A 2,318-nucleotide genomic window follows, 5' to 3' on the forward strand; every position below is an offset into this window, starting at 1 on the left:
GCGATGATGCTGTGAACGATCTGGCCGAAAGACTCGCCGCTCTGACCGGCGAAAACAAGACCGATGCGGTGCGATCCGCCTTGGAAAAGCAGATCGAGGCCCTGCAGAAGACCGGGACGCTGCAAGAGCGGGTCGCCCCGATTAACGCCCGCGCGCGGGCGGCGGGGATCGTTGCGGACGGCAGCGACGACAAGGCGCTGATGGACGATCTCTCCGGGGGTTTATGATGTTCGTCGACGGCTCGGTGCTGATGGCGATCCTGAAGGGCGAGCCCGAGGCCGCGGGTTTCACGGCGGCGCTGGCGGAAGCCAGTGCAAGCTGTGGGTGTCAAGCATCGTGCAGTTTGAGGTCATCGCCTCGCTGGCGATAAGCCGCGCGCGATTGATCGTCCGCACTCATGCGGACGGCGAGGACCTCGATGTCGCGGCCGAGCTGCTGAACGACGGCTATCCGGCGTTTCGGGTGGATCGGGCCTGGAAGCCCCCCTTCCAGAGCGGCGTTCAGGGTTGATGGATCGAACCCCCGGTTCATCGGCTATCTGATCCAGTTTTCAACCCGTAGGCCACGAACACGGGAGAACTCGCCCGAGTTGTCAGTCACGAGGATTGCGCCTGCGGCGTAGGCATGAGCCGCGATCAACAGATCATTCGGACCAATGGGCTTGCCAGCGGCCTCAAGTTCGGCGCGAATGCCGCCATACTCCGCGTCAGCAGGCGCATCGAATGCGAGAACCTGCACACTTTCCAGTATCGCTTCAACGTGCGCCAGAAGTTTCGCGGACCCTTTCTTGGCACAACCATATCGCAGCTCTGCCGCCGTGATAATGCTCACGCAGATCGCATCCGGACCAACATCGGCAATACGCTTTGCCGCGTTACCGTCAGGATTTCGCAACAGATCGGAGATGATATTGGTGTCCAGCATATAGGGGGTCAAAGGTCGATTTCCTTGGCCGGCAGAAGCGTCTCATCCACGTCAGGAAACTGATCGTCCGGTCCAAGTGGGTCCAGTCCAGCCAGCACTTCAAGCAGGTTCTTGCGGCGCACCGGCTCGATGATAAGCCGGTTCCCATCCCGATAGATGTTCACGCGATCCCCCGGCATCTCGAAGTCTGCGGGAATTCGGACGGCTTGGCTCTTGTTGTTACGGAAGAGCTTGGCCTCACGAGGCTCTGAATATGGCAGCGGCATGATCGCCCCTCCTGCTCGCATGTATATGCACACACATATACATCATGATGCGGAGACTTTCAACCTGCACCGCCGCCCTCCCTGTCGCAGCGTCGTGGCCTCGGGCCAAGGCGTAGTCAGCCACTCTTACATTCCTCGGGCTTGGTCACGATCGAGGGCATGGCCTTGGGATGAACCGCGGCTCCCTCGGCGGGATAGATCCGGCCTGCATCGGCAGATCGCCGCTCAGATCCTCCGTCCCATCGAACAGCCGGCGCATGGCGTCTTGGCTACGGATCGGGGAATAGAGATCGCACATTGGGACGGCTCCTGCACCGGTCAAGGCTCAGGACAGCGCGCTTCCCCACGGCGCCAGCCGCCCAGGGCGGCTTCGGACCGAAGGCCCGGGCCGGTCGGCGCTGCCGTCCCTTGGCGGCGGCGCTGACCGGGCAACCCGCGCTCCACCTCCCCCAACCCGACCGATGAACAGAAAAAATGCCGCCCAAGGAGGGGCGGCAGTCAGTCCTCACCACAAGGACAAAACAGGGAGGGATATGGCGCGAGTACAACTTATGCGTGTGCCGCTGTCAAGGCGGAGCGTCGTGAGCCACGCCGGGTCGTGGGTGTTGCGCAGGCGGTGGAGGTCGGCGGACGCGCTGACGGCCCGCCACTCCCGCGCGAGGCGGCTTTTCCATGAGCGGCCATGCTGGCGGGCATAGTCGACAAGGGCGGTGATCTGATCGGGCGTAAGGGCTTCGGGCGCGGGGCGGTCTATCATCAGCATCCTCGGTCTGGTGAAGGGTCAGGAGGAAGGGGCGGCTCTCGCCGCCCCCCGTCGCGGATCAGGCGCAGTCGGGAAGCCACGCATCGAGGCGGGCCTTCTGCGCGGGCGTCACCTTCCAGTGCGCCTGCGTCTCGGGATCGCTGAACAGGTTTTCCAGTTCTGCGGCCTTCGCGCCTTTCTTGAGGCTCCTGAACACCCGGAGTTGGGTGTCCGTCTCGTCGCGGTCCAGCATCTCCCTCACAAGATCATCAAGATAGGAGGCCGAGACGCGCCCAAAGAAGTTCGCCACGGTCGGCGTCCAGATCAAGCGGATCGACGCGCCCGCCTCGGCCTCGAGGCTGCTGAACAGCGGAGCGGAGTCGTTG

At 63.3% G+C, this 2,318-nt stretch carries 4 protein-coding genes and 1 pseudogene; 2 read left to right on the plus strand and 3 right to left on the minus strand.

Features of this window, described 5'->3' with window-relative positions; all coding sequences use genetic code 11:
- A partial coding sequence (locus tag C5F48_RS23255; RefSeq protein ID WP_107666063.1) for a type II toxin-antitoxin system VapB family antitoxin occupies positions 1–227 on the plus strand: 227 nt, incomplete at its 5' end.
- 109 nt (positions 228–336) lie between these two features.
- Positions 337–510 (plus strand): hypothetical protein, encoded by a 174-nt coding sequence (locus tag C5F48_RS24955; protein ID WP_170139787.1) that lies wholly within the window; start codon positions 337–339, stop codon positions 508–510.
- 24 nt (positions 511–534) lie between these two features.
- Here the strand turns inward: C5F48_RS24955 and C5F48_RS23260 are convergent, their stop codons facing one another.
- The 3 genes and pseudogenes from C5F48_RS23260 to C5F48_RS25460 form a co-directional block, all read right to left on the minus strand.
- Positions 535–936, minus strand: a complete 402-nt coding sequence (locus C5F48_RS23260) for a type II toxin-antitoxin system VapC family toxin (RefSeq protein WP_211314718.1) — start codon at positions 934–936, stop codon at positions 535–537.
- Complete coding sequence (locus tag C5F48_RS23265) at positions 933–1,190, minus strand: antitoxin (RefSeq protein WP_107666065.1); 258 nt, start codon at positions 1,188–1,190, stop codon at positions 933–935. Before C5F48_RS23265 ends, C5F48_RS23260 begins: the two co-directional genes overlap by 4 nt.
- Positions 1,191–2,011: 821 nt before the next feature.
- A pseudogene (locus C5F48_RS25460) lies at positions 2,012–2,318 on the minus strand (ParB/RepB/Spo0J family partition protein); the annotation flags it as partial.

This window comes from Cereibacter changlensis JA139 (assembly GCF_003034985.1).
In the GTDB taxonomy this organism is placed as follows: Bacteria; Pseudomonadota; Alphaproteobacteria; order Rhodobacterales; family Rhodobacteraceae; genus Cereibacter; species Cereibacter changlensis.

Coding starts and splice junctions, on each gene's coding strand:
- C5F48_RS23265 (WP_107666065.1), bottom strand. CDS start 1,190: ATGCCGCTGCCATATTCAGAGCCTCGTGAGGCCAAGCTCTTCCGTAAC.